This is a genomic window from Mycobacterium sp., assembly GCF_036490025.1.
In the GTDB taxonomy this organism is placed as follows: domain Bacteria; phylum Actinomycetota; class Actinomycetes; order Mycobacteriales; family Mycobacteriaceae; genus Mycobacterium.
The window spans coordinates 119833-144406 of the sequence record NZ_DASXEP010000127.1 but is presented as its reverse complement, the minus strand read 5'-3'; the positions used below and the strand labels follow the sequence as shown (position 1 = coordinate 144406).

The window sequence follows — 24574 nt, the reverse complement described above, 5'->3', positions numbered from 1 at the left end:
ACATTAACCGGGTTCGCCCGTTCGCTCCTCGGTAGGGTTTTCGCAGACCCGGTTGAGTGGACGCTCAACAATCGGGCGCGCATCAACGAGGGGCCGTAGATGGCGGGGATGGCAGAGCTGGTGCCGGTGCTGCCTGCGCATCGCTTCGACGAGGCTGCGCTGGCCCGGTACTTGCGCGGCCGGCTGCCCGGATTCGACGGCCGACTGCAGGTTCGACAGTTCCAGGGCGGCCAGAGCAATCCCACTTTTCACCTGCAAACTGCCGGCGGCGACTATGTGTTGCGCAAGAAGCCGCCCGGCAAGCTGCTGCCGCGGGCGCACGAGGTGGAGCGTGAGCACCGCGTCATGGCCGCGCTGGCCGAAACGGACGTGCCCGTGCCGCACATGCAGCTGCTGTGCAACGACGAATCCGTCATCGGCACATCGTTTTTCGTAATGGACCACGTCCCGGGGCGGGTCTTTCCGGATCGGGTCTTGCGCGAGGGGACTCCCGCGCACCGCGCAGCCGTTTATGAGGACCTTGCCCGGGTGCTTGCGGCGCTGCACCGCGTGGATTGGCGCGCGGTCGGACTCGAGGGCTTCGGCCGGCCGGAGGGTTACATGCAACGTCAGGTGGCGTTGTGGACTCGGCAGTGGGAGGCCGCGCGCATGGAGGACATGCCGGCGATGGATCTGCTGGCGAAGTGGCTGCCCGGGCACCTGCCGGCCGATGACACACCGGCGTGCATCGCCCACGGCGACTACCGACTGGGCAACGTCTTGCTGCACCCGACCGAGCCTCGGGTGGTGGCGGTGCTGGACTGGGAGCTGGCGACGATCGGTAATCCGTTGGCAGACCTCGGGTATTTCTGCGTCACCTATCACGTGCCGGGCGGGCCTGGCGGCAGAAGCGGCCTCCTCGGTGAAAACCTCTCTGGCACCGGACTTCCCGACCAGCAGTCGTTCCTTGACAGCTACCGCGTGCATGCCGGTAGGGAGCTTCCAGACTCGCTCGACGTTTTCGTGGTGTTTTCGATGTTCCGGCTGGCCTCGATCACCGCCGGGGTATGGCGACGGGGCGTCGAGGGCAATGCCGCCGATTCGCGGGCCGGTACCGACGAATATCGTGAGCGCTATCGCGGTTTGGCCGAGACTGCATGGGAATTGGCGCAGAAGTTGACCGACTGACAGCCTTCAGTACAAGTAGATCGCCAGCACGCCGGCCCACAAGGTGGCGAGCCAGGCGTCGGTGAACAGCTTGAGCCACCGGGGAGCAGCACGCACCTCCATGAAGTACCGGATGATCACGCGTCCCTTGATGAATGCCAGCAGGGTCACGGCGAGGGTGATCGGCACGCTGGGTACAGCAGCTCCATGAGCGTGGCCGGGCGCCAACCACCACGAGACGATCGTGATGACCGATAGCACGACCCATGCGTAGGTCGTTGTCCGGGCAGCCGTCGTGGTCATGAGCTCACCTCATCACGTAGAGCAGGGCGAAAATGACGATCCACAGCAGGTCCACCATGTGCCAGTAGGTAGCGCCGGATTCGACCATGAACAGTCGCCGACGCCCGGGGTTGCGCAATTCGCGGACCACGACACCGAGGATGAGCAGCCCCAGGGAGACGTGGAACAAATGCACACCGGTGAGCATGTAGTAGAACATGAAAAAGTCGTTGCTCGAGATAGAGTGTCCCGCAGCGATTTCCGTCGACCATTCGTAGGCCTTGATCGCGATGAAACTCAGCCCGCACAGCCCGCCGAGATAGGTCAGGCGCAGCGCCCGGGCGGGTTCGTCGGCGCGGACGGCCTGGACACTTCGGGCGATGAACCAGGAACTGGCGAGCAGCACCAGGGTGTTCAGCACACCGATGTTGATGTCGAGATGCTGCTGGGACGTCAGGAAATCTTGCGGCTCCATGGCTCGGTAGACCATGAAGATGATGAAGTAGGCACCGAAGATGATCAGATCTCCGAGGACCATCACCCACATGTGGCCATCGCCCGGGGTGTGCGACTTGATGCCAGCGGTCGCTTGCTCTGCTTTGGTCATGATTATGGCTCGCTCAGTCCAAGGGTGGTTCGTCGGCGGGCTGAAGTTCGGTGGCTTTCATCAAAAAGACAATCACGCAGCTGAGCCAGCAGCCGAAGACCACAACTCCCATCCAGAACGAAATCGATCCGTTCCAGGCGAACGGCCCGGCTTTCGACACGAAGACCGGAGTCGCCAAGAGTTCGGTGACGATCTGCCAGACGGACACGTAGGCAAGCCATTTCGGGAAGATCTGATTCCTGTCGTAGAGGATCGCCACTGCCAAGGCAAAGTAGGCCGTCGAGAAACAGCCCAACGATCCGACGTAAGACAACAAACCGAGGTCGTAAAGCAGTGCCAGCAGTTGCGGATCACGGTCGGGCCGATACACGGCGGTCAAGAAGCAGAACGCAACCAGGAGACATCCCGGCAACGCGCCGACGGACATCGCACCGAGATAGGCGTAGGCCATCACCGATCCGACAGTCATGCGTTTCATATGGAAGGCGACGATCCCGTTCGACACTCCGGCGCCCCCGACGATCAGCACCAGCACACCGAAGCCGATTCGAATAGTCAGCGCGTGCGCGTGGAAGAAATGCACCATCTGGTCGACGGTCACGTCGGGACGCGGCGGCGGCATGACCCTGGCCAGCGCGAAGAAGATCATCCCGAAAGCGGTGTAGAAGGCGGGCACGATCCAAAACACAAGCCAGACATCACGTTTGCCTGCCCGCGATGATCGGCCGCGATCGACGGTGTCCGCAGTCGGTGACGACGGCGTTGAGATCGTGCTGCTCACCGCGCCACGCCCTCCTCGACTGCTTGGCGGTGCAACACATTGCGAAGCACGAAGAACATCACGATCACGAAGAGCGCGAAAGCAGCGTTGCGAAGCCAGAACGAGATTGCGCCGTTCCAGGCCAGCGGGCCACTCGAGAACACGGCGGCGCCGACGGCCGGCGCCATCGCAAGCGCGGTGAGCACGGCGTAATGCCCGACCCAGCGGGGAAACACTGCTTGCGGCCCGTCGTCGAAATAGATTGCCAGCCCGAGCAATAGGTTCATGGCGACGGCCGCCCCGACCGGGGCGATGAAGATCATCCAAGCCATGTCGTTGAGCAGCTGAATCAGCTCGGGGCTCCTGGCCGGACGAAAGGCCGCGGTCAGATAGAAGATGTCCGCGAGCGCGAACAGGGTTGCACCGCTGACCGCCGCGGTGAGGTAGCAGTAGGCGAAAATGTGGCTCTGGGTGGCCATTCGCTTCATCTGGACGGCGATCACCATGAAAATCGGCAGCAACATGATCCCGCACAGGTTGAAGGTGATCATGCTGAACCGAATCATCGCGGTGTGGTCGCTGTAGAACTTCGCAACTTGGCCGGCGGTCATATCCGGCGACATCGGCGGGAAGAAGCCCGGAAAGGCCAGGAACGCGATCAGCAGGATGACGCCGAAAACGGGCGCGGTCCACAGGCTGATCAGTTGGGTCTTGCTGTTGGCGGTGTTGGGTAGGTCCTCGGCCTCAGCAAGTATCTGCATAGCGCCTCCGTTGGCGGGGGTAGCCGATCGGCTACTGCAACCATAGACGATTCGACGGAAAGACAGCAAGAGCAACGACGTCGGCCGTCGGGATCAGCCGGGCAACTTGAACATGCGCGCAAGGAGCTGGATCAACACCGAGCGCAGCGTGTCGTCATCGATGTCGTCGACGAGGGGATTGATCACTGTCCCGGCGATCGCACCGGAGAACAGCGCCGCCGATATCCGCGCCTCGGTGTCGTCGGCCTCGTCCAGCAAGATCGCGTACAGCCGGGTGATCAGGTTGCGGAACGGCTCGTGCTCACCCAAAACCCGCACCATCACCGGGTCGTTCTGCAGGCTCATCACCCAGCGGCGGCGCTCGACGGCCATCCCGACCACTTCGGTCAGCAGCACTTCGCGGGCGCGCACCGAGTCCGCCTGGGCTTCGGCCGCTTCCAGCGCGCCCTCTAGCGTCGCCAGTTCCATCTCGGCGACCGCGATGACGATCTCCTCTTTGGTCTTGAACTTGTGGTAGACCGCAGCCTTGGTCACTCCGACCGCGTCGGCGATCATCTGCAACGACGTTCCGCTGACACCGTGATCGGCGAACAAGTCCAAAGCGGCCTGCAGGATGCGACTCTGAGCAGGAGTGCGCCGGACGCCCCCGAGCAGGCGCCCGGCGCGGGGCTCCTCGTCCGGCACCGGTTCAGGTTAGCTGAGCCCAGCCGGGCGCCCCTGGTCTCACAGGCAGGCGATAAGCGCTACCAATGCTGGAGCTAATGACCGAGCGCAATCATGGCTGATGACCACCACCACAGAATCTCCTGACATCAATTCAACCGCGGCGGGCCATCATGCGATGGGAGTGCTTGTCGCCGGTGCGGCCGCCGTCGCGCTGTTCGCGCTATTCGGCACCGCTTGGCCCGGCGCCGCCGAAACAACTGTCGCGTCGGTGCCGGCGCAGCTAGTAGATCAGTCAACCGCGCAGACGCCCCAAATACGGCTGGTCGACGACGACGACGATCAAGCTCAGCAGGCGGAAAACAATGCGATACAGACCATGATCCAATCCGAACAGCAGGCCGAACAACAAAATGAGCAGGCCCAGCAGCAGTTCATCCAAGACCAGTTGCAGGCACAACAAACCGAGCAGCAAGCCGGCCAGTAGCTCCGGTCAACCGTCACGCCCATACACTGACCGATCGTGGGCATTCTGTTTGGCTTCGCGCCGTGGATCGTCTATTGGGTGCTTGTCGGTAACGTGCCGTTCCTTGTTGCGGTGTTGGTTGCGTTGGCGCTCGCCGTCGTCGGGTTGGTGGTTGGCCGCGCCACACGGACACCGGGGCGGGCACTCGAAATCGGGGCTGTCGCAACATTCTTGGTGCTGACAGCCGCGACCTTGTTGTTCAGCCCGTCGTTGATACAGCGGTGGGCCCAGCCGTTGAGCAATGCGGGGATCTTGCTGGTTGCCCTTACCGGCCTGTTGATCGGCAAGCCCTTCGTGCACGAGTTCGCCGCCGCGGGTCAGCCCCCGGGGGTGGTCGAGAGCGATCTGTTCGGCCAGATCACTGCGCGGCTGACCTGGATCTGGGTTGCTGTCTTCGCGGGCATGACAGTCTCGTCGGCAATTCCACCGATCGTGCAGCGCGACGCGACGATCCTCGACACCAAGACACCGCTGTCGTTCATCTGCTACTGGGTCATCCCATTTTCGTTGTTGGGCCTGGGGGCGCTGGCGACAAAAATCCTGCCCGCCCTGATGCTCGCCGGGGCCGCCGACATCGTTCGAAAGACAACCTTCGTCGCCTACGGCGAAGCCACTATCGACGAGCTGTACTACCTGGCACAGGAACACGCCAACCGCGAAGTCGGGGCCGGAGAGCAGGCCTACGACGTCAAGGTCGGAGGCATGGGCACACCGCTGGTGGGCGACGACACCCGGCAGTCGTGGCCGTCAACATACAAAGTGCGTCAGTCTCGTTAGAAGACGCGCACCCAGTCGATGAGCATCGGTCGAACCCATTCCAGACGCCTGATCGCAACACGGTCGCGAGCTTGGCTGGACCCGCTGATCGTTGCAGTGTTGGCCGCCACCGTGAGCTTGGCCGGCGCAGGCTGCCCGTCGTTCTGGTACGACGAGGCCGCCACAATTTCGGCCTCCTACAGTCGTTCGCTGGCTCAGTTGTGGCAGATGTTGCGCAACGTCGATGCCGTCGAAGGTCTGTATTACCTGTTCATGCACGGCTGGTTCACAATTTTCCCGCCCACCGAGTTCTGGTCCCGCGCGCCAAGCGGTTTGGCTATTGGAGGCGCCGCGGCGGGAGTCGTCGTATTGGGCAAGCAGTTGTCGTCCCGAACGGTCGCCGTGGCCGCCGGACTCGTGTGTGCCATCTTGCCTCGGGCGACGTGGGCAGGCATCGAAGCGCGGCCGTACGCCCTGTCGATGATGGCGGCCGTGTGGCTGGCGGTACTGCTCGTCTACGCCGCACGCCGCGACAACGGTTGGGCATGGCTGTCCTATGGGATCGTCCTGGCGATATCGGTCCTGCTTGATGTATACCTCCTGCTGCTGCCTTTGGTGCACGTCGTTTTCATCTATGTCTTTCGGCGTGGCCGAAGCGTAGTAAGACGGTTCGCGCTCGCCTCGGTTTTGGCAGGTTGTGCCGTAACGCCGTTTTTGATCGTGGCCATTGGCCAAGCGCACCAGATCAGCTGGATCGCGCCGATTGGTCGCCGCACGATCGAAGACGTGGCGATTCAACAGTATTTCGAACGAAGCCCCCCGTTCACGATTGTGTCGGCGCTGATAGTAACGGCGGCTATTGTGTTGTGGCGCTTTACATCCGCGCACCTGGAGAAAGCAGACCGGCAGTTGCTGACCTTGGCGATTGGCTGGTTGGTGATTCCGACCGCCCTGATCGTCGTCTGGTCGGCGTTGGTTCACCCCATTTACACGCCGCGCTACTTAGCCTTCACGGCACCTGGCATCGCGCTGGCACTGGGCGTGTGCATCGGTACGTTGGCAGTGACACCGTGGGCAGCGGCCGCTGTCATCAGCCTGCTCGCTATCGCCGCGGCACCTAATTATGTTCTGGCTCAGCGTAATCCCTATGCGAAGTACGGTATGGACTACAGCCAAGTCGCCGATTTGATCACGGCGAAGGCGGCGCCGGGTGATTGCCTACTCGTCAACGACACGGTGACGTTTATGCCCGCTCCGATGCGCCCACTGATGGCGGCCCGCCCGGATGCCTACCGGAAGTTGACCGACCTCACGCTGTGGCGGCGAGCGACGGATCGTCGCGATGTCTTCGACACCAACCTCATTCCGGGGGTCGTCGCCGGGCCGTTGAGCCGCTGCAGTGTCGTGTGGATCATCACCCAAGCCGACAAAACGCGGCCCGATCATGAACAAGCACCGATGCTCCCACCCGGCGAAAGCTTCGGAACAACCTCGGCTTTCGCGGTTCCACACAATCTGGGCTTCCGGCTCGTCGAGCGCTGGCAGTTCAACCTGGTTCAGGTGATCAAGGCGACGCGATGACCGTCGGTTACCAGACCCGGATGTAGTCGATCAGCATTTGGGACGGAAAGGTTCCCTGGGCGGGATCGCCGGCGCCGACCCCGCCGACCGCGAGCGTGAACATCGGAGACATCCAGTAGCCGGGGTTGTTGAACGGCCACCGGAAGTCGTCAGGGGCACCACCGTGGACGTGGATGGGCTTCGGCGGAACCTTGAAGTACTCTGCACCGTCCCGCGAGAATTTGAAACCGTCCGTATCCCAACGCATTTGCCAGGTGTGCCAGGCGCCGTCAACCAACCCGGGAATCGATTTACCTTCCCAGGTTTTCCCGTTCGATGCCGCGTGGACGGTGCTACCCGGGGCCCATTGGCCGTTGCCATACCACTCGAAGATGTCGACCTCGCCGTCCGGCAGTGGATCCTCGTTGACAGTCCAGAACGACGGCCACAAGCCGGGGAACAAACAGTCGAGTTTGATCCGCGCCTCCCACGTGGTGTTGATCATGCCCCGCCAGTTGCCGCGCAGCTTGCCGCTGAAGTATTGACCGTTCTCCTGGCTGGCCTGCAGGACCAGATTGGAATTGCCGTCGATGAACACATTTTGCGTGCGGTATATCCCGTCGACCGGCGGGAATACGTCGTCCTGCCAGGTTTGGATCGTCCATTTCGACAGATCGGGGCCTTGGCCGGCCGGTCCGTCAAACTCGTCCTGGAAGATATAGGGCCCGGCGGGGCCCGCTGATGGCGCACCCGGTGGGCCCGCATGGGTCGGGTTGGCGCGGGCTTCCGGACCGCTCACCGCAGCGGCAGCCGCAAGCATGCCCAGCCCCGTCGTCAAGAACATGTTGCGTCGATTCATCTCCGGCACAGCTCGACGATATAGCAGACGGCCTGGCGGCACGCAGCGGTGGCGGCAGAATTCAGCCCGTGTCGCTGGTACCCGGCCGGTATCCTGAGCTACTCCAGCCAACCTGACCGGCGCCTATCGGCTCCCACAACCCGATGACACCAGCCCCGACCCACGGCTGCCCGTCCCGGCTTGGCAGACTGTGGCCATGGCACAGATAACTCTGCGTGGAAACGCGATCAACACCGTAGGCGAGCTACCGGCCGTCGGAGCTCCGGCTCCTGCTTTCAACTTGACCGGATCGGATCTCGGCGCGGTCAACAGCGAGCAGTTCCACGGTAAGCCCGTGTTGCTGAACATCTTTCCGTCGGTGGACACACCGGTGTGTGCGGCCAGTGTGCGCACCTTCAACGAGCGCGCAGCCGCAGGCGGTGTGTCGGTAGTGAACGTCTCCAACGATCTGCCGTTCGCGCAAGCGCGGTTCTGCGGCGCAGAGGGCATCGAGAACGTGCAGAGCGCATCGGCGTTTCGGGACAGCTTCGGTCAGGACTACGGCGTCACCATCGCCGACGGCCCCTTCGCCGGCCTCCTTGCCCGGGCCGTCGTCGTGATCGGCGCCGACGGCAATGTCACGTATGAGGAGCTGGTACCGGAGATCGCGCAGGAGCCAGATTACGATGCAGCGCTGGCCGCGCTGAGCGCCTCGGGCTAACTTTTCCTCGCGCCGGCACCGCCCTGGGAGCACACTGTCACCAGCAGCACGCCGACGGCGAATATCAAGAGGATCAGCCAGGGCAAATACCCGTACGGCGCAAAGCCTGCTGCGGCGAGGAACGCCAGCCCGTATGCCGCCATTGCGGCGCCGGCCAGCATGACCGGTTCGGCCCAGCGATCCCGGAGCACGGCCAGCCCCGGCAGCGGCGCGGCGAACAGGCGCCGGCCCCACCACAGCAGTGCCAGCTCGACCGCCGTCACCAGGCTGAGGATGATCACCCATTCCAGCCGGGCGAGCCACCACACAGCGCTGCCCTCGACCGGTTGTGGCAACAGGCCGGCCGGGTAGCCGATGATTGCCACGATCACCACTGGAATCATGTGCCAAAGGTAAAGGGCCATCACGTTGGTGTTGGCTCGCCACAGCACTCGCTGCATGGCATCGGTGCGCAGCGCTCGGTTGAGCACCGGCGCGAACGCGATCACCAGCCCGGCCTGTGCACCCCCGAACGCCACCATCGCCACCGAGGGTGGCTCGGTATTCTGCACGGCTTGGCCGGGAACACCGATCATGCTGACCGGGTAGGGACCGAGCCAGATCAGCAGCCACAGCGCGAACGCCGACCCGATCCCAAGCAGTACGGGTCTGAATCCCGCCAATAACCCGCTCTGCCAAGCTATTCCGAGTTGATAAAGCAGGCCCCAGCAGAGCAGATAGTTCAGCCAACTCAGATACGGCAGGTGGCCGGCCAGCGTGGCGACATCGACTGCCGCCGCGCCCACTGCGAGCGCCACGGGAACTAGAAGTCCCCAACGGCGTTGGGCCGCAATCGCTATCGGCGTCAGCGAAACTACCACCACATACACGGCGAGGAACCACAGATGCATTGCCACCGCCCAGCCCGCATATTCCAGAAGCGACTTCGCCGTCCCAGCGGTGCCGACCGCCGCAACTACTGCCGACACCAGCGCGACATACACCGTCGACGGCCCCAGTACGCGGGCGAGGCGATGTTGCAGCCAAGTCTGGCGTGACATCCCTCCGGTGGCCCGCCGATGACTCCAAGAGACTGCGGCTGCATAACCGGCGACTAGAAAGAAGGTGGGCACGGCTTGAAAGAGCCAAGTGAGCCACTGCGTCCAGGGCTGGTCCATCAAAGGGTTTTGCCGGCCGAAATATCCGTCGCGGTAGGTCACCGATCCGGCGAGCCAATGGCCCAGCACGATCAGGACCACCCCCGACACACGGTAGAAATCCACTGCCGAGTTGCGGACCGGGCCCTCGGACATACCCAAAAGTACCCATGCGGCGAAAAGCTAGGTGTGACCTGTGAGGTTGATGAGTCCGGTCCTCGCCAAATCCCACCTGCGAATCCTTCCGGTAAACTCAGCCTATCGACGCCGAGGTTCGGCAGTTCGTAATCCGGAAGGTGTCCCACATATGGTCACGCGTTCAATGAGCAAGCTGGCTGCCGCAGCCGGGGGTCTGGCGTTGGCGACGCTCGCTGGCGCGGGGATCGCGTCCGCTGACGAGCTGAGTCCTGCGGCGATCAACACAACCTGCAACTACAACCAGGTGATGCAGGCGCTTCAGCAACAGTCACCGGATGCAGCGGCGCAGTTCAACAGCTCGGGTCGGGCGAAATTCTTTCTGAATCAATACCTCGGGTCTGCGCCGCCCCAGCGCGTTGCCTTGGCCCAGCAGGCCCAGGCAGCCGCTCCGGACATGGCGCAGCGCTACATCCCGCTGATCAACCAGGTTGCTGTTACCTGCAACAACTTCTGACTCCTACCAGACCCGTATCCAGTCGACCAGCATCTGCGCTGGATAGCTTCCGGGCCCGGGATCGCCGCCGCCTGAACCGGCAACCGCGAGGTTGAAGACCGGATAGACAGTGTAGCCGGGCCCGTTGAACGGCCAATCCGGCAGCGAGTCCGCCGGAACGTCGAAGTACGGTTGCGCGCCGTCCACATAGTCTTTCCAGAACCGGATGCCGGCCGCATCCCATTGGCATCGCCACGTGTGCCAACCGCTGTCTAAAGCCACGTTGCGGGTCTTCCATTCGCCACCGTTCGCTTTCGCGTGCACCGTGGTGGCCGACGGCCAGCTGCCGTTGCCGTACCACTCGACGACGTCGATCTCGCCTTGGTCGTCGTTTCCCAGCCAGTAGGCCGGCCAGCTGCCGGCGGTGAGGCAATCGAACTTGATCCGCGCCTCCCAGGTATGGCCGACACCGCCGCGCCATAGGCTCTGGATTTTGCCGCTGTAGAAAGTGGGGCCGTCTTTCACGGCCCGGAGCACCAGGTTTGACTTGCCGTCGAGAAAGACGTTGCGGCGATCATCACGGTATTGGCCGATGTTCTCGGGCAGTTCCCAGTGCGTTGGGTCTTTGATCTGCTCGCGCGCTTTGGCCACCGTCCACTTACCCGGGTCAGGCGCTGCGCCGGACGAGCCATCGAAGTCGTCTTGGAAGATGTAGCCGCCCGACGGCGCGGCCGGTGGGCCCGGGTAAGCCCGGGCCTGCGGGACGGGAACGGCGGCCGCCAGCACGCCGACGCCTGTCATCAACATCATGCTGCGACGATCCATCTCGGGCATAAGCACAGCACGATAGCAGCGGCGACGATCACAGATGAGTCAGGAGTCGCTCCGCGAACGCGTCAGGGTGCTCGCGGTGCATGAAATGTCCGCCCGGAACCTCCTCGACGACATAGTCGCCACTGAACATTCGGCCTGCGTGCCGGTAGTCCGCAAGCTCCGCGACCGGATCGTCGAGCCCCGCGAACACGACGGTGGGCACGGTGATTCGTGTCTTCAACGAGGCGCTGGGCACCGGCGAAAGCTTTCGGTAGTAGCCGAACGCCGCGTTCAGACTGGCGCGGTTGGAGAAGCTCGCTCGTACCGCGTCGAATTCTTGCGGGTCGGGATTCCAGTCCGGCGACCATCGCCGTACGATCGCCGGCAGCGCCGCGAAGTCGTTGCGCGCGAATCGGTTCGGGGCTCCCGGTAGCTTGTAGACCGCGAAATGGCGGACGCCCCAAAGCTTTTTCAGCGACGGCCGGAGTGTGGCGGGGTGGGGAATGGCCAGAGCGAACAGCTTCCTCACTCGATCGGGACCCAGCGCCGCCGCGCCGTAAGCGGCCGCGGCTCCAAAATCATGACCGATCACGACGGCCTCGTCGGTGCCAAGTGCCTCAATCAACGCGAGCGCGTCGTGCGCCAGCGTCTCTTGGTCCGCGTCACGATCCGGGATCGCGGTGGGGTGGTATCCGCGCATGAACGGGCTGACCGCGCGATATCCCTTGGCCGCGATCCGGGAGCGCAGATCGTCCCAGGTGTGCGCGGTGTCCGGGAACCCGTGCAGCATCAGTACCAATGGCCCCGAGCCGTCCTCGAGATAGCCGAAATTCAGCCCGTTCGCATCGACGAAATGGATCGCATCGGCCATGGCAATCGCACCTTACGCCTTCTGATAAACGAGCCAGCGCAACTCGATGGGGGATTCCGCACGCTCGAGGTCGAACACATCGAGGCCGCTGGCCCACCCGTCGTACCAAGCGGTGGGCGGCCAGGCGCCGTCGGGCAGATAGGTTTTCTCATACTCGTATGCCGAGTCATCACCGACGAGATCAAGCGGTAATCCGGCTGTGGCCGTGGCTAATTCGTCGCGGGTGAAGATCATGGTGTTGCACTGCTGACCGAGTTCCCGCGCCGAGTCGTCGGGCGTGTAACCCGCGCGCGCCACAAAGGAGTTGAACACCAGCCGTCCACCCTGGGCCAGGCAATCGGCGGCGAGCTCGAATATTCCACGCAGCTCGCTGGTGGTCCGAAAATCGGGAACCACTTCGGCCAGGACGATCAACTGATAGTCGCGGCGGACACCGGTCATGGTCTCGAAGACGTCGCCATTCATCACGCGTACCTCGAGAGATTCGCGTTCGGCCTCCGTACGAATGATGTCGGCGAAATTCGGACTCATCTCCACCGCGTCCACGGGGTGGCCGCGTCGGGCCAGGGCCAGCGCGTTGCGCCCAGTTCCCGCGCCGATGTCGAGCACCGGATGGGACCGGGGATCGGTCACTTCGCCGGCCAGCGCCCATACCCGAGCGTCCGGTTCGGTGCCGAACAGCGGGCCCTCGCGGGTGCTGACCCAGCCGTCGTAGGCACCTCCGATCGTGACGGATTCGGTTGCGACACGGTAATTCATCGTGATGCCGAACGGAGCGTGGAACGAGATCACGATGTTCGACCGGGAGGACGCCGTGAAGGCCTTGGCCAACTCGGCCTCCAGCACCGTCTTCAGCTGTGCGGATTGTTCGGCGGTGTACCCGACGCCCGCGACCGCAAAGACATTGGCGCACATCGTGACGTACTCGTCGATCATGCTGGGAACGGCGGGGACGGTGATCTGTGCTGTCACTGCCGCTCGGCGATACAACCGGCGGGCCACCGCTTCGCGCAGCTTGGACGGATCGAAAGACCTGACCGGCGGATCCTCCATGAGATTCTTCTACACGACCCACCCCGGTTCCACCAGCGGCCAGGTGCTATAACGCAACGTATGGCAGAGGCCGGGCACATGATCACCCACGTTTCGGACACGGCCCGGTGGACCGCGCTGTACCGGGCGACCGAATCAGCGCGTGCCGACCCGCTGTTCAGAGATCCACTGGCCGAGCGCCTCGCGGGCGAGCAAGGCCGCGCGATCGTCGCGAAGACCCCAGTGACGAGCCGCAACGGCTGGTGGCTCATCGCGCGCACCAAGATCATCGACGACGCCATCGCCGAAGCGATCGCCGACGGCTGTGACCGGGTGCTGAATCTCGCCGCCGGGTTGGACACCCGACCGTATCGACTGGACCTTCCGGCTGATTTTCCCTGGATCGAAGCGGACCTTCCGCAGTTACTCGCGGAGAAGACGCAACTTCTCACCGACCAGACACCGCAGTGCAGGTTGACCCGGGCAGCGGTCGACCTTTCCGACCCGGTGGCTCGCGCCGCTTTCTTCGATGAGGCACTTGACGGTGCGACAAGAGCACTGGTGTTGACCGAGGGCCTGTTGATGTATCTGGAAGACCGTGACGTTGACGCACTTTCGGCATCGATCAACCGGCCCGACGTGGCCTGGTGGATGCTCGACTTCGCCGGTCCGGGCTTGAAAAGGCTGATGAACGATAAAATGGCCGGGCTGCGGCAGAACGCCCCGTTCATATTCGCACCCGAGGACGGGTTGGCCTATTTCGAAGACCTGGGTTGGCGCGTGCTCGAATCCGAATCGCTGATGGTGGCTGCCAACCGATTCCGCAGATTGCCGATTTTCATGCGGCCGGCCATCTGGGTGCCACAGCCGAATCCACGCCGCCCGGGCAGACGACCCTGGAGCGCCACGGCCCTCCTTACCCGTCGAGCGTGACCATGGCCGACTCATCCGGAAAGCGGACCGTCTCGCGGCGCGAGCTCGTCAAACGTGGTGCGGCAGCGGTTGTCCTGAGCCTGGCACCGCTGGACGCCATGCTCGAGGGGCGCAAAGCGTCGGCTGACAACGCCAGGCTGATCGATTTCGCGGAACGCAGAATCCCACCGGACGAAATCAAATCGGCAGGTTATACCGGAGTGGTGAACTACGTGTCCGAGTCGCGACCGGGCGCCAACTTTGAAGCCAAGCCCCTGACCCGCGACTACGCCGACGCGTTGCGAGCAGCGGGTCTGCACATCGTCAGCAATTTCCAGTACGGCAAACCGAACTGGCCAAACGCGCCGTCGGATTTCACCCGCGGCTTCGACGGCGGAGTGGCCGACGCGCACACCGCACTGGGAATCCACGCCGCGGCCGGGGGCAGCAATTCAGCCCCGATTTTCTTCAGCGTCGACGACGACATCAATGCCGACACCTGGAACAGCTTGGCTGTCAATTGGTTCCGCGGTATCAACTCGGTATTGGGCACCCAGCGAACCGGGATCTACGGCCATTTTCAAGCTTGCCAGTGGGCGATCAACGACGGCGTGATCGGCCACTCCGGCACCGCAGGACACCGATGGGCATGGCAGACCAGATCTTGGTCACACGGCCAGCGCGAATCCGCCGCGGTGTTGTACCAGGAAATAGTCAACAGCCCATCGAACCCCGGTCCGCTCCTTGGCGGCATCAACGTGGACGTCGACCAGGTGCTCGCCGCCGATTTCGGCCAATGGGATCTCGATCGATGATCTAGTTTGCTTGTGCGGCACTCTCTACGAAATCGGCAGCACAGGAAGCACTTTCGTGGGGCGACATCATCTGTGCAGCAATCTTGCGAGCTCGACTGAGGTAGTCCGGTGCGAGAATCGACTTCAGTTCCGCCACCAATGATTGCTGGGTAACATCCGAGAACTGTTGCGCTGAGCCGATTTTCAGCTGCTGAATGGCGGCTGCCCAAACCGGCTGATCGAGCCAGAGCGACAAGACCAGCGACGGTACACCTGCGCGCATGGCCGCGGCGGTGGTACCGGCGCCTCCGTGGTGCACGGCGGCTCGGCAGGCGGGCAGAATCGCCGCGTGATTGACCGCGCTGACTAACTTCACCTGGTCGAAATGATCGAATTCGGACAAGTCATTGGGTCCCGAGCAGATCACCAACCGCTCATCTAACTGCGCACACGCCGCAATGATCATCTCGACGATAGTGGCCGGCGGGGAGATCGGCGTGCTGCCCAAGCCGAAGTAAATGGGCGGAGTTCCGTCGGCGATCCACGACAGCACCGCGTCGTCGGCATCCGTCGGCGACTCCAGCGTGAGCGCACCGACGAACGGCTTGCCCGGTTCTGCCCACTGTGCAGGCTGACCCGGAAGGCAACGCTCGTCATACGCCTGGATCTCGAGCAGAGCCGCCCGGGGCTCCGGTGCCTCCGGCAGGCCCAGCGCCCGGCGTAGCGGGTCTTCGGAGAGCTTGGCAAGTTCTGAATCAAGTACTCCGGCCGGCTGGATCCGCGACGGGAAGAAGTGCAGCGCAACCAACGGAATATGGTGGTACTCCGCGATATTGGCGGCGAGTCGCTGCTCGTTCATACCCGTTACGAGCAGGTCGGCCCCGGCTGCCAGCGATGCCAGTACCGTGCCCTTGTCCACCCAGATCCGCGTCACACGTTCGATGACCTCAGGCAGCGCGCCGTACGGATCGGTCATCTGGGCCATGAATTCCGGAAGCGCATTGAATTGCGCGTGGGAATCCGGTCCATAGGCGACCGCGGCGAGACCGACCGACTCCACGAACGTGAGCATGTTCGGCGGGACCGCCATGCGCACGTCGTGACCTCGGCGCAGCAGCTCCCGGCCGACCACGGCGCAGGGCTCGATATCGCCCCGACTCCCGTAGCTGACCACTACACATTTCATCGGCCAAACCTCACTAGGGAACTCAGCGGCGACGAGTCTAGCGTGGTTCTGGGTGGCATCCTGATGAGGTGGGATTGCTGTTCCGATTGGTCGAGCTTCTGCTCGTCGTAGCGCCGCTCGCGGCCGTCATCATCGCGGCGGTGAAGGCGTTTTCGCGCGACAGGCCCTTAGGCGAGCAATCCCACGATCCAGGTCCAACGAGAACCGCCACCAATCAGGCCGCGCGATGGCGCTCACTCATCCGCGTCGTACAGGAGCACGACCGTACCGACACCCGATGGCTCGAGTACGAGCTCGACCACGGAAAACTACTCGACTTCCCGCTGATGACCGATATGAGCAGTCCGCTCACGGTCGCCTTCCACAAGGCCAAGCTGCGAGCAGACTTCCTGCGACCGGCCAAAGCCGAGGATCTTCTCGACGACCCTGACACTGCGGCGCGGTACCTGACCGCCGTCGAAGAGTATGTGACCGCGTTCAACATCGCCGAAGCGGAAGCAAAACGCAAGCGCCGCAACGACTTCTCAGCAGACGAGCAACAGCGCATAGTACGCGCGCAAAGTCTTTTACGCGTCGCGACCGACTTAGCAGCGACGCCGCAAGAACGCCAGAAGGCGTACGACCTGGCGCGCCGAGAACTCGACGGCCTGCTGGTCTTGCCGCCCGCAACGCAGGCCGGTATCGAACGTGGAATCTCCGGCCAGATCGACGGATAAAGCTGTGCGGTGGATCGTCGACGCCATGAACGTCATCGGGACCCGGCCGGATGGCTGGTGGAAGGACCGTCAGGGTGCCCGGGTCCGGCTAGTCGAACAGCTAAACCGGTGGGCGACGGCCCAAGCCCATGTCGTGGCTGTGGTCTTCGAGCATCCGACGTCGATTCACTCCACTGCAATCGAAATCCACCACGCGCCATGGGCAGCAGCCAATTCCGCTGACGACGAGATCGTCCGCATGGTCAGCGCTGACGATCGCCCCGACGAGATCAACGTCGTGACCTCGGATGCCACGCTGGCGCAGCGGGTCCGAAGCGCGGGCGCGGCTGTCTATCCTGCGGCGAAGTTCCGCAACCTCATCGACCCGTTCAACGCCACTTGATGCACACTGCGCCCCGCGAACCAGTGCTCGCGGGGCGCAGCCTGTGTCGGACGATCCGGTGTTACTTGAGGTCGAACCGATCGTTGTTCATCACCTTGACCCAGGCGGCGACGAAGTCCTCGACGAACTTCCCCTTGGCGTCGTCTTGTGCATAGACCTCGACCAGCGCACGTAGTACCGAGTTCGACCCGAACACCAGATCGGCAGCGGTTGCCGTCCACTTCTTGGCGCCCGACGCCCGGTCGTATCCCTCGTAGACGTTCTCCGTGGTCTGCGACGCCTTCCACTCGGTGCCCATGTCGAGCAGGTTGACGAAGAAGTCGTTGGTCAACACGCCCGTCTTGTCGGTGAAGACACCGTGCTTGCTGCCGCCGTGGTTGGCGCCCAGTGCACGTAGGCCACCGACGAGCACCGTCAGCTCCGGACCGGTGACGCCCAGTAAATACGCCCGTTCCAACAGCAGCTGCTCCAGCGGAGCCTTCTCACCGGCCCGCGCATAGTTTCGGAACCCGTCGGCCCGCGGCTCGAGCACCGATAACGCCTCCACATCGGTGTTCTCCTGCGAGGCGTCGGTCCGACCGGGCGCGAAATGCACCGAGATCTCATATCCGGCGTCTTTGGCGGCCTTCTCAACCGCCGCAGAGCCGGCCAGCACGATCAGGTCGGCCAACGAGATCTTCTTGCCGTTGGTGGCGGAGCCGTTGAAGTCGCGCTGGATCTTCTCCAGCGCCGACAGCACCTGGTTCAGCTCGGAGGGCTCGTTGAGCTCCCAGTTCTTCTGCGGCTCGAGGCGAAGGCGTCCACCGTTTGCGCCACCACGCTTGTCGGTGTTGCGATAGCTCGCCGCCGCCGACCACGCCGTCTTGACCAGTTGCGACACCGACAGGCCGCTGCCAAGCACCTTTTTCTTCAGCGCCTCGATGTCCTTCTCGTCGACCAGCTTGTGGTCGACCGCCGGGACCGGGTCCTGCCACAGCTGCGGCTCGGGAATCCAGGGCCCCAAGAACCGGGAAACCGGTCCCATGTCGCGGTGCAGTAGCTTGTACCAGGCCTTGGCGAAGGCGTCAGCCAGCTCCTCGGGGTGATCGAGCCAGCGCCGCGTGATGTCGCGGTAGATCGGGCTCTCGCGCAACGAGATATCAGTGACCAGCATCGTCGGGGCGCGCCCTGGCCCGCCGAACGGATCGGGGATCGTGCCCGCCCCCGCGCCATCCTTGGCGGTGAACTGCCAGGCCCCGGCGGGGCTCTTGGTCAGCTCCCACTCGTAGCCGTACAACGTCTCCAGGAAGGTGTTGTCCCACTTCGTCGGCGTCGGTGTCCATACCACTTCCAGGCCGCTGGTGATGGTGTCTTTGCCTGAACCGCTGCCGTAGGAGCTCTGCCAGCCGAGTCCCTGTTGCTCGATGGGGGCAGCCTCCGGCTCGGGACCGACCAGGTCGGCATCACCGGCGCCGTGAGTCTTGCCAAAGCTGTGACCACCGGCGATGAGTGCAGCCGTTTCCTCGTCGTTCATCGCCATCCGGCCGAACGTCTCGCGGATGTCGATCGCAGCGGCGACCGGGTCCGGCTTGCCCTCGGGGCCTTCGGGATTCACGTAGATCAGACCCATCGTGGTCGCGCCGTAGGGCTGGGCGAGGTCCCGCTTACCCGAGTAGCGCTTGTTGGTGCCCAACCATTCGTCCTCTTCTCCCCAGAGGATCTCTTCGGGCTCCCAGACGTCCTCGCGACCAAAGGCGAAGCCAAAGGTCTTGAACCCCATCGATTCAAGGGCAACGTTGCCGGCGAAGATGATCAGGTCGGCCCAGGAGATCTTGTTGCCGTACTTCTTTTTGACCGGCCACAACAGCCGGCGCGCCTTGTCCAGGCTCACGTTGTCGGGCCAACTGTTGAGCGGGGCGAAGCGCTGCATGCCCTGGCCGCCGCCGCCGCGGCCGTCGTGAATGCGGTAGGTACCCGCGGCGTGCCAGCTCATCCGGATGAACAGGCCGCCGTAGTGGCCGTAGTCGGCGGGCCACCAGTCCTGAGACGTGGTCATCAATGAAACCAGGTCGGCTTTGAGCGCGTTCACGTCGAGTTTGGCGAACTCTTCGGCGTAGTCGAAGTGCTCACCAAGTGGGTTGGACTGTGGTGCGTGCGGGTGCAACCTGGACACGTCGATCTGGTTGGGCCACCAGTCCTGATTGGTCAGCGGAGCATCACTCTTCGGGGTGGGCGAGGGGATTACGGGGTTTTCGCTCTCGCTGCCGCTAGCCGACTTGGCGTCTGGTTCGGGTGGGCGGCTATGCGATGTATCGGAGGACACTGCATTCCTTTCGGGGGTGGGTGAGACGAGCGGTGATCACTGTTGTGATCCGGACGTTGCGGTCGAACAGTCAGGGCACACGCCCCAGTAGATGACTTCGGCCTCGTCGAGGACGAAGCCGTCCAGCACGACGTCGTCGGAGGGGGTCAGACACGGTGCCTCGCCGACTGCGCAATCGATGTCGGCGATGACGCCGCACGATCGGCATACGACGTGGTGGTGGTTGTCACCGACTCGGGATTCATAACGGGCGACCATGCCCAATGGCTGGATCCGCCGGACGAGGCCTACCGCGGTCAGAGCGTTGAGAACGTCGTATACCGCTTGGCGGGAAACATCGGGAAGCCCGCTCCGCACGGCCGACAGGATTGTCTCGGTGTCAGCGTGCGGGTGATCGTGGACCGCTGCCAACACGGCGATCCTGGGTCGGGTCACACGCAGATCGGCCGTCCGCAGCTGTGCCGAGTATTCCATCGACGTTGACGACACGAACCCCAATATGCCGCTCTTATCTGGAGCCAGTCAAGACCTGATTTGGAGTTGGTCAAGAATTAATCGACCTGCTTACGGCCATGATTGCGGCGTCCGCTGCCCGGGCGGCCGCCAGCCTCGAGTCGTTGGCAAGCCGGATCAGCCGGGCGAGAGCACCGTGGCGCTTGGCCAGGTAGCGTGCGACGGCCGCCAGGTTGGCCGTGCCGTCCGGGTGGGTGAGGCCCGCAATCGCGGCGTCCACGCTGCCGTCGCCGGCCCGGTCACTTATTGCCCGTACTACCGACCAGGCGACGCCGCGCCTGTCGCACACCTCGGCAATCGCCGCTGTCTCCATGTCCAGCGAAACCACGCCCCGCGCCCTCAGCTCGGCGTGCACCGCCGGATCCGTCAGCAGCTCATCGGTGGTCCACATCGTCCCGCGGGGATTACCGACGCGCACCGGCGCCGGTCGGTACACCGAGCCATCGGCGCCGTTGACGACGCGTTCAGGCAGCACAAGAGCTCCGATCGGGGGGTGGTCGTCGATAGCTCCGGTGATCCCGACAACGACCACCCATCCGACCTCGACTGCGTCGAGCAATTGCACCGTCGCGTCCCGCGCCAAGACCGTGCCGATCCCGGTGACCACCGCGATCACCGCCTGATCACCGACATGGCCGATGTAGCCCAAACCGGATTTACGAAGCCGCAGTCGACGGCGCAGCGGGCGCAGCTCCATGGGCATCGCGCACAGGAAGGCGATCACGGCCGACGCGCACCGATGTCGCTCGCTGACACAGCGCCATTACCGTATACCGTTGCAGCAGAACAGTATTCGACACTCATGCCGAGGTGACAGCTCGCGAACAGCTGGAAGTGGACGAGGATTTGCGTCCTCACCTTCAACTTATAACGCACCCCGGGGCTTGCGGCAAGACCGGGGTCATGGCGCAAAATCGCTGGCCAAAGCGAGAACTCAGCGATTTGTGGGGGCCAAGTGGGTATCGAAGCAATGTCCGAACATGCGGTAGTCATCGCCGGGGGAGGACCGACCGGGCTGATGTTGGCAGGTGAGTTGGCGTTGGCAGGAGTCGACGTTGCCATCGCCGAGCGGCGCGCCGGCCAAGATCTGATTGGCTCACGCGCCGGCGGGTTGCATTCACGCACCATTGAGGTGCTCGACCAACGGGGCATCGCCGACCGCTTCCTCGCGGCGGGGCAGCTGGCACAGGTGGCGGGGTTCTCCCAGATCCGACTGGATATCAGCGATTTCCCCACTCGACACCCGTACGGACTTGCATTGTGGCAGAATGATATCGAGCGCATACTGGCCGGTTGGGTCGAGGAACTGGGCGTTCCGATTCATCGCGAACGCGAGATCACCGGCCTCGCGCAGGACAGCACCGGCGTGGACGTCCAGCTGTCCGGCGGTCGGTGGCTACGGGCCGAGTACCTGGTCGGATGCGACGGCGGGCGCAGTGCGGTCCGGAAATCAGTAGGCATCGATTTCCCGGGGTGGGACCCGACATTGAGCTATTTGCTCGCCGAAGTCGAGATGGCTTTCACGCCGGGCAACGAGCCCGAGTGGGGTATCCGCCACGACGCCATCGGTGTGCATGCGCTCAGCGAGCCGACGGACGGCGGACCGGTGCGGGTGATGGTGACCGAGCAGCACCTAAACCGCGGCAGCGAAGCCACTCTGGACGACCTCGGCGACGCACTCGTTGCTGTCTATGGAACCAACTACGGAATCCGCAGTGCCAGCTGGATTTTCAGAGCCACCGACATGACTCGCCAGGCGGTTTCCTATCGCAACAGGCGAGTCCTGCTCGCAGGAGACGCTGCGCACGTGCACCACCCGGTGAGCGGCCAGGGCCTCAACACCGGCGTCCAGGATTCGGTGAACCTTGGATGGAAGCTCGCCCTGGTTGTCAAAGAACTGGCGCCGGACAGCCTCCTCGACAGCTACCACGCCGAACGGCATCCGGTCGCTGCGCGGGTGCTGCACAACACGATGGCCCAGATAGCACTCTTGCGTCAGCCGGATGACTACCGCACAAAAGCACTGCGCGACATCATGTCTGAGCTCTTGACGATGGACGAGCCACGTCGGCGATTCGGTGCGATGATGTCGGGTCTGGACATCCATTACGACCTCGGCCCAGGGCATCCGCTGCTCGGACGGCGCATGCCCGATCTCGATATCGTGACCACCGACGGCCCGCGTCGTGTGTTCACGTCGTTGCACGATGCCCACCCGGTGCTGATCAACTTCGGCGCGCCGGACTGCTTCGAGATATCCGCCTGGGCCGATCGAGTCCGGCAGATCGACGCGAAATATGTTGGTCAGTGGGAGCTTCCAGCACTCGGTACGGTCGCTGCTCCCGCTGCCGCGTTGGTCCGCCCCGACGGGTATGTCGCCTGGGTGGGGGACGGCTCCGATGCCGGCCTGACTGAGGCGCTCAGCCGCTGGTTCGGAGAACTGGCCCTTTAATGGTTGCGCTGTGCCGGATGTACTGGACAATCGGTTTGTGCTCAGTGCCCAGATCTTCATTGAGCCGGTCGATGAAAGTACTGGTGTCCATGCGGCTAAGTTTCACGCGAGGCGGCGGGCTCAAACGCGGACCGGGTGGCATTGCCCCTGACCAGTGCCGATGCTTCACCATGGCTAACCCATCGTTGGCTGTTCGGGCATTGTCGGCGACCTTCGCGCTACTGCTATTGGTGATAGCCGGCACCGGCGCAGCGCCTGCTGAGCCAGCTCTTCGGGGAATCGGCGAAAGGGCAGTGGGCTGGGATACCTATCATCGATTGGATCGATTGCCGTATCTGACCTCAGACACCGAGACTCTGCAGCTGTCGAGCTTCGATCGGAGCGGCGGCGATTTCGACATCAGCACCGGAAACCAAAACGGCAGCGGCGGATGTCTGGCGTCCGGTGGTGCGGGGTGCGTCATCGCCGAAGATCGCGGCGCCGGCGAGGTTGATTCGATCTGGTTCACCCGCGACGGCGGCAACGTGACTCGGATGGGCGCGATCCGCATCGACATGGACGGACAGACCGTGCTGGACGCACCGTTGCAATCGCTAGTCGACGGCGGGCTTGGCGCGCCATTCGTCTGGCCACTGGTGGCCAACGCGGCGCAATCGCCGGCGGGGGTTTACATCAAGGTACCGATGCCGTATCGGCAGTCGATGCGGATCAGCGTCGCATCACATTTGCAGTACTACCACGTGGACTATCGCCAGTTTTCGAACGCCGAAGGGGTGAGGACGTTCTCGCTCTCCGATCCCGCGCTTGACGTGATCACCACCCTGCGCGCCGCGGGCACCATCGACCCCAAACCGCCGGCACCCAGAGCAGCGCACCACAATCGGGTCATCGAGCTCGGCGCCGGCAGTGCCTCGACGATCGCGGAATCGACTGGCTCAGGCAGCATTTCGTCGCTGCGCCTACGGTTGCCCAACCAATCGGATCAAGTCCTCAACGGATTACGGCTGCGGATCGAGTTTGACGACCGAACCACGGTGGACTCACCACTTGGCGAATTCTTCGGCGCCGGATTGGGCGCCAGTGACGTGCGATCGTTGATGTTTGCCACAATCCCACAAGCCGACGGGTCGCTGTCGTTATCGGGTTGGTGGCCAATGCCTTTCGCCCGCACAGCACGGGTCACGCTAGTCAACGCAACCGCCGGTCCAGTTGTGGGTATCGATGCCGATGTCGTGACCGCTCCCGATCCGCAGTGGGCGCCCGCGCTAGCCAGCGGCCGCGCCGGCTACTTCACCGCATATTCGCATGCCGGGCCGACGACCATCGGTCAGGACTGGTTGTTCGCCGACGAACAAGGCCACGGGAAATTCGTCGGCGTCAGCCACACCATCAGGGGGTCTCGCACCAAAACATCGTTTAGCGATGACGCCCCTTACTTTCTCGAAGGAGCCGAGCGCGTCTACACAGACGGTTCCCCGTCGCCCCGGTGGTACGGCACCGGCACCGAGGACTTCTACGAGGGCGGCTGGTATTTCAACAACGGCACCTTGTTCAGCGACCCGCTGACCGGCCAACCCGACCAACGGACCGCGGCCGGCGGATGTGCAGACTACTGTGTCGCGGTCTATCGGCTCATGCTCGCCGACGCGATCAGCTACCACTCCGCAATCCGCTTCGGAATTGAGCACGGCAAGCGCAACATGGTCCTACCCGACTACAGCTCAACGGCGTTCCTCTATACCCAACGAGACGACACCATTGCACCAAGCGACGAAATCGACCCCAGCGATCTGATAAGTCGCATCATGCATATCTATACCGATTCCGACGCCGCGGAGCAGATGCTGATCAGCACGTACGAGGGGAGTGATGACACCCGCACCGTCGCTGGCGTAGTCCGCACCGCTCAAGCACCGATTACATTCGACGCCCAAATCCGCCCGGACAATCACGGCGTCCTGGTGCGCCGCACGTCGGATCAAGCAACCGGCTTTCAATCAGCGGGCGTCGCCATCGGCGGAGTTGTTGCCGGCACCTGGTTACAACCGCGCAGTAACACATTTCACCGTTGGCTCGATGACACCTACCTCGTACCCGAATCCCTCACCGCAGGCAAAACCCGGATCACCATCACACTCACGCCCACCCCGAGCGCCCCACCCTGGACTGCCAGCCGCTACCGCGTGGAAACGCTGACGGAGAAATAGGTGGCTC

Annotated in this window: 27 protein-coding genes; 12 read left to right on the top strand and 15 right to left on the bottom strand. The window is 63.4% G+C overall.

The genetic code is table 11. From position 1 onward, the window contains the following. Positions 1-108 precede the first annotated feature (108 nt). Entirely contained in the window at positions 109-1167 is a 1059-nt protein-coding gene (locus VGG53_RS14085; RefSeq protein ID WP_331518654.1) for a phosphotransferase, read from the top strand. A gap of 6 nt (positions 1168-1173) precedes the next feature. On the opposite strand, the gene VGG53_RS14080 is transcribed toward VGG53_RS14085, so the two are convergent. The 5 genes from VGG53_RS14080 to VGG53_RS14060 all read right to left on the bottom strand — a co-directional run bounded on the left by VGG53_RS14080 (position 1174) and on the right by VGG53_RS14060 (position 4240). Next, a complete protein-coding gene (locus tag VGG53_RS14080) occupies positions 1174-1449 on the bottom strand; it encodes a cytochrome C oxidase subunit IV family protein (protein WP_331518653.1) in 276 nt (91 codons plus the stop codon). A gap of 4 nt (positions 1450-1453) precedes the next feature. Next, positions 1454-2035, bottom strand: a complete 582-nt coding sequence (locus VGG53_RS14075; RefSeq protein WP_331518652.1) for a cytochrome c oxidase subunit 3 family protein — start codon at positions 2033-2035, stop codon at positions 1454-1456. 13 nt (positions 2036-2048) lie between these two features. Next, positions 2049-2804 (bottom strand): hypothetical protein, encoded by a 756-nt coding sequence (locus VGG53_RS14070; RefSeq protein ID WP_331518691.1) that lies wholly within the window; start codon positions 2802-2804, stop codon positions 2049-2051. Positions 2805-2812: 8 nt separating this feature from the next. Further along, positions 2813-3556, bottom strand: a complete 744-nt coding sequence (locus VGG53_RS14065; protein WP_331518651.1) for a hypothetical protein — start codon at positions 3554-3556, stop codon at positions 2813-2815. A 93-nt stretch (positions 3557-3649) separates the two neighbouring features. After that, positions 3650-4240, bottom strand: a complete 591-nt coding sequence (locus tag VGG53_RS14060) for a helix-turn-helix domain-containing protein (protein ID WP_331518650.1) — start codon at positions 4238-4240, stop codon at positions 3650-3652. Between the two features lie 100 nt (positions 4241-4340). Between VGG53_RS14060 and VGG53_RS14055 the strand changes: the two genes are divergently transcribed. Beyond that, positions 4341-4706, top strand: coding sequence for a hypothetical protein (locus tag VGG53_RS14055; protein WP_331518649.1), 366 nt, complete (start codon positions 4341-4343; stop codon positions 4704-4706). Between the two features lie 36 nt (positions 4707-4742). Then, positions 4743-5522 carry a hypothetical protein gene (locus VGG53_RS14050; protein ID WP_331518648.1) on the top strand — a complete coding sequence of 260 codons (780 nt, stop codon included), beginning with the start codon at positions 4743-4745 and terminating at the stop codon, positions 5520-5522. Here VGG53_RS14050 and VGG53_RS14045 read toward each other — a convergent pair. Continuing rightward, on the bottom strand, positions 5519-5686 hold the full coding sequence (locus VGG53_RS14045; protein ID WP_331518696.1) for a hypothetical protein: 168 nt from the start codon (positions 5684-5686) through the stop codon (positions 5519-5521). The two genes, VGG53_RS14050 and VGG53_RS14045, sit on opposite strands and share 4 nt — an antisense overlap. On the opposite strand from VGG53_RS14045, the gene VGG53_RS14040 reads away from it, so the two are divergent. Next, a complete protein-coding gene (locus VGG53_RS14040) occupies positions 5619-7082 on the top strand; it encodes a glycosyltransferase family 39 protein (protein WP_331518690.1) in 1464 nt (487 codons plus the stop codon). The two genes, VGG53_RS14045 and VGG53_RS14040, sit on opposite strands and share 68 nt — an antisense overlap. A 7-nt stretch (positions 7083-7089) precedes the next feature. Here the strand turns inward: VGG53_RS14040 and VGG53_RS14035 are convergent, their stop codons facing one another. Further along, complete coding sequence (locus VGG53_RS14035) at positions 7090-7920, bottom strand: glycoside hydrolase family 16 protein (protein WP_331518689.1); 831 nt, start codon at positions 7918-7920, stop codon at positions 7090-7092. A 196-nt stretch (positions 7921-8116) separates the two neighbouring features. Between VGG53_RS14035 and tpx the strand changes: the two genes are divergently transcribed. Continuing rightward, positions 8117-8620 carry a thiol peroxidase gene (gene tpx, locus VGG53_RS14030; protein ID WP_331518647.1) on the top strand — a complete coding sequence of 168 codons (504 nt, stop codon included), beginning with the start codon at positions 8117-8119 and terminating at the stop codon, positions 8618-8620. On the opposite strand, the gene VGG53_RS14025 is transcribed toward tpx, so the two are convergent. Continuing rightward, positions 8617-9912 (bottom strand): acyltransferase family protein, encoded by a 1296-nt coding sequence (locus tag VGG53_RS14025; RefSeq protein WP_331518646.1) that lies wholly within the window; start codon positions 9910-9912, stop codon positions 8617-8619. The genes tpx and VGG53_RS14025 overlap by 4 nt on opposite strands. A 151-nt stretch (positions 9913-10063) precedes the next feature. On the opposite strand from VGG53_RS14025, the gene VGG53_RS14020 reads away from it, so the two are divergent. Then, positions 10064-10408, top strand: a complete 345-nt coding sequence (locus VGG53_RS14020; RefSeq protein WP_331518645.1) for a hemophore-related protein — start codon at positions 10064-10066, stop codon at positions 10406-10408. Between the two features lie 3 nt (positions 10409-10411). Here the strand turns inward: VGG53_RS14020 and VGG53_RS14015 are convergent, their stop codons facing one another. From VGG53_RS14015 to VGG53_RS14005, 3 genes are read right to left on the bottom strand one after another with little or no spacing between them, the layout of a single operon-like run. Further along, positions 10412-11221, bottom strand: coding sequence for a glycoside hydrolase family 16 protein (locus VGG53_RS14015; RefSeq protein WP_331518644.1), 810 nt, complete (start codon positions 11219-11221; stop codon positions 10412-10414). Between the two features lie 28 nt (positions 11222-11249). Continuing rightward, positions 11250-12071 (bottom strand): alpha/beta hydrolase, encoded by an 822-nt coding sequence (locus VGG53_RS14010; protein WP_331518643.1) that lies wholly within the window; start codon positions 12069-12071, stop codon positions 11250-11252. A 12-nt stretch (positions 12072-12083) separates the two neighbouring features. Continuing rightward, complete coding sequence (locus VGG53_RS14005) at positions 12084-13124, bottom strand: class I SAM-dependent methyltransferase (RefSeq protein ID WP_331518642.1); 1041 nt, start codon at positions 13122-13124, stop codon at positions 12084-12086. A gap of 60 nt (positions 13125-13184) precedes the next feature. On the opposite strand from VGG53_RS14005, the gene VGG53_RS14000 reads away from it, so the two are divergent. Next, entirely contained in the window at positions 13185-14036 is an 852-nt protein-coding gene (locus tag VGG53_RS14000; protein ID WP_331518641.1) for an SAM-dependent methyltransferase, read from the top strand. Between the two features lie 2 nt (positions 14037-14038). Then, on the top strand, positions 14039-14830 hold the full coding sequence (locus VGG53_RS13995; protein ID WP_331518640.1) for a DUF1906 domain-containing protein: 792 nt from the start codon (positions 14039-14041) through the stop codon (positions 14828-14830). A gap of 1 nt (position 14831) precedes the next feature. Here VGG53_RS13995 and VGG53_RS13990 read toward each other — a convergent pair whose 3' ends face one another. Continuing rightward, complete coding sequence (locus VGG53_RS13990; protein WP_331518639.1) at positions 14832-15995, bottom strand: glycosyltransferase; 1164 nt, start codon at positions 15993-15995, stop codon at positions 14832-14834. Between the two features lie 68 nt (positions 15996-16063). Between VGG53_RS13990 and VGG53_RS13985 the strand changes: the two genes are divergently transcribed. Together VGG53_RS13985 and VGG53_RS13980 are read left to right on the top strand one after the other, a co-directional pair. Next, positions 16064-16711 (top strand): hypothetical protein, encoded by a 648-nt coding sequence (locus VGG53_RS13985; protein ID WP_331518638.1) that lies wholly within the window; start codon positions 16064-16066, stop codon positions 16709-16711. A 4-nt stretch (positions 16712-16715) separates the two neighbouring features. Further along, positions 16716-17093 (top strand): NYN domain-containing protein, encoded by a 378-nt coding sequence (locus tag VGG53_RS13980; RefSeq protein WP_331518637.1) that lies wholly within the window; start codon positions 16716-16718, stop codon positions 17091-17093. Between the two features lie 61 nt (positions 17094-17154). Here the strand turns inward: VGG53_RS13980 and katG are convergent, their stop codons facing one another. The 3 genes from katG to VGG53_RS13965 all read right to left on the bottom strand — a co-directional run bounded on the left by katG (position 17155) and on the right by VGG53_RS13965 (position 20632). Continuing rightward, the gene (katG, locus tag VGG53_RS13975) at positions 17155-19395 is read right to left on the bottom strand and encodes a catalase/peroxidase HPI (protein ID WP_331518636.1); all 2241 of its coding nucleotides are present in this window, start codon (positions 19393-19395) and stop codon (positions 17155-17157) included. Positions 19396-19431: 36 nt separating this feature from the next. Further along, on the bottom strand, positions 19432-19869 hold the full coding sequence (locus VGG53_RS13970) for a Fur family transcriptional regulator (protein WP_331518688.1): 438 nt from the start codon (positions 19867-19869) through the stop codon (positions 19432-19434). 70 nt (positions 19870-19939) lie between these two features. Then, complete coding sequence (locus VGG53_RS13965) at positions 19940-20632, bottom strand: hypothetical protein (RefSeq protein ID WP_331518635.1); 693 nt, start codon at positions 20630-20632, stop codon at positions 19940-19942. A gap of 246 nt (positions 20633-20878) precedes the next feature. Here VGG53_RS13965 and VGG53_RS13960 point away from each other — a divergent pair, with 246 nt between their 5' ends. Next, positions 20879-22360 carry an FAD-dependent monooxygenase gene (locus VGG53_RS13960; protein ID WP_331518634.1) on the top strand — a complete coding sequence of 494 codons (1482 nt, stop codon included), beginning with the start codon at positions 20879-20881 and terminating at the stop codon, positions 22358-22360. 170 nt (positions 22361-22530) lie between these two features. Next, entirely contained in the window at positions 22531-24567 is a 2037-nt protein-coding gene (locus tag VGG53_RS13955; protein ID WP_331518633.1) for a DUF2961 domain-containing protein, read from the top strand. Positions 24568-24574 lie beyond the last annotated feature (7 nt).